Origin of the sequence: Micromonospora sp. NPDC047753 (assembly GCF_040642735.1) — a bacterium.
GTDB lineage: Bacteria > Actinomycetota > Actinomycetes > Mycobacteriales > Micromonosporaceae > Micromonospora.
In genome coordinates this window covers 1-3,879 of record NZ_JBEYSL010000575.1, presented here as the reverse complement: position 1 = coordinate 3,879, position 3,879 = coordinate 1, and the positions used below count along the sequence as shown (strand labels likewise).

The 3,879-nt window shown below is 73.1% G+C and carries 4 protein-coding genes; 1 reads left to right on the top strand and 3 read right to left on the bottom strand.

The window, feature by feature from the left end:
• From ABZ749_RS31150 to ABZ749_RS31140, 3 genes are all read right to left on the bottom strand, one after another.
• Window positions 1–836: hypothetical protein (locus ABZ749_RS31150; RefSeq protein WP_357234056.1), on the bottom strand; the 836-nt coding region annotated here is incomplete at its 3' end.
• A 6-nt stretch (window positions 837–842) separates the two neighbouring features.
• The gene (locus ABZ749_RS31145) at window positions 843–1,103 is read right to left on the bottom strand and encodes a hypothetical protein (protein ID WP_030332749.1); all 261 of its coding nucleotides are present in this window, start codon (window positions 1,101–1,103) and stop codon (window positions 843–845) included.
• 152 nt (window positions 1,104–1,255) lie between these two features.
• Window positions 1,256–1,648 (bottom strand): hypothetical protein, encoded by a 393-nt coding sequence (locus tag ABZ749_RS31140; protein WP_357234053.1) that lies wholly within the window; start codon window positions 1,646–1,648, stop codon window positions 1,256–1,258.
• A 140-nt stretch (window positions 1,649–1,788) separates the two neighbouring features.
• Between ABZ749_RS31140 and ABZ749_RS31135 the strand changes: the two genes are divergently transcribed.
• Entirely contained in the window at window positions 1,789–3,810 is a 2,022-nt protein-coding gene (locus ABZ749_RS31135; RefSeq protein WP_357234050.1) for an ATP-dependent Clp protease ATP-binding subunit, read from the top strand.
• Window positions 3,811–3,879 lie beyond the last annotated feature (69 nt).

The window sequence follows — 3,879 nt, the reverse complement described above, 5'->3', positions numbered from 1 at the left end:
GCCGGCAGGTCCCGGCCCAGGCGGGCGAGCAGCAGCCCGGTCGCCACCCCGGCGGTCACCGCGGAGTCGGCGGCGTGCGGTGGTTCCCCCGAGGCGCGCGGCGGCGGCATCCGGCACACCCGGGTCAGCAACGTCTCCAGCACCGGCGGCGGCAACCCGGGCAGCAGGTCGCGCACGCGTCCGTCCAACTCGCCGCGCAGCCGCCCGAGATCGGTGGCGCGAGGCGGGTGCCCGAGCAACTCGCCGGCCAGCTCACGCAGCAGCGGCGGCGCCAGCGCCGCCATGCCCAGCCCCACGTCGGCCGGGGCTCGGCGCAGCTCCTTGCGGAGCCGGTCCCGGTCGCCGGAGCGGACACCACCCACCACTCGGCGCAGCAGCTCCTGGGAGTCGACCACCCGCTCGTCGGGCTCGTCGTCGGTGCCCTCGCGCCCGCCGGTCAGCTCGGCCACCCGCACCGACCACCAGCGGCGCATTCGCACCTGCTCGGCCGGCTCCGGCGCGACCGCGGCGGGCCCGGGCACCGGTGGCGTGTCGTGTCGGGGAGCGCGTTGCTGCTCAGGGCGGGGCGCCGGGGTGCCGTCGGCGCCGAGCCCGATCGCCGTCAGGTACGCCGACAGCTGTTCCTGGGCCACCCGCAGCGCGTAGCCGGCGCTCTCGGCGTGCTCGGTGGCGGCGGAGAGCTCGGGCACCCCCATCGGGTTGGCCGACTCCTGTCGTACCCAGCGCAGCCGCTCCGCGGCCAGGCCAAACTTCTCCAGGGCCTGCCCGAGCAGCGCGACTGGGAACTCCTCGGTGGCGGCACGGACCTGCCCGCCGACATCCTCGATGATGGACATGACGGCCTACAGGGTGGAGACGTAGAGCTGCGCCTGCTCCACCGCGACAAGTGTCGCGGCGAGACACTCCTCCAGCTCCTGGCTGGCCTGGGTCAGCGACGCCTGGGCCGCCTCCACCGTCTCGTGCCCGCTGCCCTCCAGCGCCCCGGCCAGGGTCTGCTGTGCCTCGGAGAGTTTCTCGCCGGCCGCCTGCACGGCTGTCTGCCCGTCTCCGATCTGTTGGAGGGCGACATCGATGGCAGCCTTCAGCTCGGCGACGCTCGCCACGGCGGAACCTCCTGGGGGCGGGGAGATCTCCATTAGAGCCTATCGCCGGTTCCGAAAGAACATCCGCCCTGTCGGTGTTCCTGCCCGCCTGTCCGGAAGGCCCTCGGAAGCGCCGGGAGTCCGATCTGTGGGAGTCCCAGTGCGAGAATTTCTCAGTTGCTGGTCAGGTTCTCGCGGAGCCAACGCGGGCCGTACACCTCCGCGCCCAGCGCCGTCACCCGGCCGCGCAACTCCCGGTCGGCGGTGACCACCAGCCGCCGACGCCGCGGCGCGCCCTCCACCAGCTCGACCACCGTGTCGTCGCCGGAACCGGCGGCGGAGACCACCCGCACACCCTCGGTGCCCGGCACGCCCCGCGCGGCCCCCTCGACCACCAGGACCACCTCCACCGGAGCGGTCAGCCGGGCCGGCAACCCGATGGTCGCCACCGGGGCGAGCGAGTCGCGCAACCGGGCAGCGGCCCCGGCACGGTCACGCCACCACCCGTTCGGGCGCGAGCCCACCACGTTGGCGCCATCCACGATCAGCAGCGGGGTCTCATCCATCCGGTCAGCCTGCCACCACCGCCCGGCCCTGGCCCGACGCCACTCCCGGAATGCCGGTCCTTCGCCACCTGCGGCGTTTGTCGGGGCGCGCGCCGGGTAGCCCCTGCCGACCGTGCCGAGCCCTACTGCGGAGGACAGACATGATGGGACCCGGTGACATCGGCTCCGACCCGTGGGACGAATTCCTGGCCAGGTACTTCGGCCGGGGCGAGGGAGGGCGCCGACCGCCGCACCGGGTCGACATCACCCGACTGATGACGGCCGACGCCCGGGAGATGCTGGCCGACGCGGCCCGACGGGCCGCGCAACGCCAGAGCAGCGACCTGGACACCGACCACCTGCTCTGGGCGGCGCTGCAACGCGAACCGCTGCGTGACCTGGTACGCCGGGCCGGCGCCGACCCGGACACCCTGCTCAACGCCCTCGGCGGAAAGGGCGACGGCGCGCCACGCGGGGAGGTGCCGCCCAACCTCTCGTTGACCCCCGCGGCCAAGCGGGCGCTGCTCGACGCCCATCAGCTGTCCCGCGCGATGGGCGCCAACTACATCGGCCCCGAGCACATCCTGATGGCGCTGCCGCTCAACCCGGAGTCGCCGGCCGGGCGGATGCTGGCCGCCGGCCGGATCCAACCCGAGTCGTTGCAGGCCGCCAACGCCGAGCGAGGGCCGATGACCGGGCCGAAGCCGGACCGTGGCACCCCCACCCTGGACCAGTACGGGCAGGACCTCACCGACCTGGCCCGCAACGACCAGATCGACCCGGTGATCGGGCGGGCCGACGAGATCGAGCAGGCCGTGGAGATCCTGTCCCGGCGGACCAAGAACAACCCGGTGCTGATCGGCGAGGCGGGCGTCGGCAAGACCGCCATCGTCGAAGGGCTGGCCGAACGGATCTGCGACGGCGACGTACCGCAGACCCTGCTCGGCAAGCGGGTCGTCCAGCTCGACCTGGCCGGTCTGGTCGCCGGCACCCGTTACCGGGGTGACTTCGAGGAACGGCTGAAGAAGGTGATCGACGAGATCCGGGCGCACCGGGACGAGCTGATCATCTTCATGGACGAGATCCACACCCTGGTCGGGGCCGGTGGCGCCGGCAGCGAGGGCGGAATGGACGCGTCGAACATGCTCAAACCCGCCCTCGCCCGCGGCGAGCTGCGGGTGATCGGCGCGACGACGCTGGACGAGTACCGCAAGAGCATCGAGAAGGACGCCGCCCTGGCCCGGCGCTTCCAGCCGGTGCTGGTGCCCGAGCCCAGCGTCGACGACACCATCGCCATCCTGCGCGGGCTGCGCGACCGGTACGAGGCCCACCACCAGGTGCGCTTCACCGACGAGGCGCTGGTTTCGGCCGCCGAGCTGTCCGACCGGTACGTCACCGACCGGTTCCTGCCGGACAAAGCGATCGACCTCATCGACCAGGCCGGCGCCCGGGTGCGGCTGCGGACCCGCACCCCCGCGTCCGACGTGCGCGAGCTGGAGCAGGAACTCGACGAGGTACGCCGGGACAAGGAACAGGCCGTCACCGACGAGCAGTACGAGCGGGCCTCCGCGCTGCGCGACCGGATCTCCGAGCTGGAGGAGGACATCCGACGCGCCAACGGCGAGGACGGCTCGTCCGGATCCCAGGTGCCCGAGGTGGGCCCCAAGGAGATCGCCGAGGTGGTCTCCCGGGCCACCGGCATCCCGGTCAGCCAGCTCACCGAGGAGGAACGCGACCGGTTGCTGCGCCTGGAGGGTCACCTGCACCAGAAGGTGGTCGGTCAGGACGACGCGGTCACCGCGGTCGCCGAGGCGGTGCGCCGTTCCCGGGCCGGGCTGGCCGACCCGGAGCGGCCGATGGGCAGCTTCCTGTTCCTCGGCCCGACCGGCGTCGGCAAGACCGAGTTGGCGCGGGCCCTGGCCGAGGCGTTGTTCGGCGAGGCGGACCGGATGGTCCGGGTGGACATGAGCGAGTTCCAGGAGCGGCACACGGTCAGTCGGCTGGTCGGCGCGCCGCCCGGATACGTCGGCTACGAGGAGGCCGGTCAGCTCACCGAGGCGGTGCGTCGCCGCCCGTACGCGGTGGTGCTGCTCGACGAGATCGAGAAGGCCCACCCGGACGTCTTCAACATCCTGCTCCAGGTGCTCGACGACGGGCCGCGACGGACATGCCGGAGATCGTGACAGCCGGCCGGAGGGCGCGCCACCGGACCCGTCCGAACGTCGGACCCGTCCGGCCCATCGGACAACAGG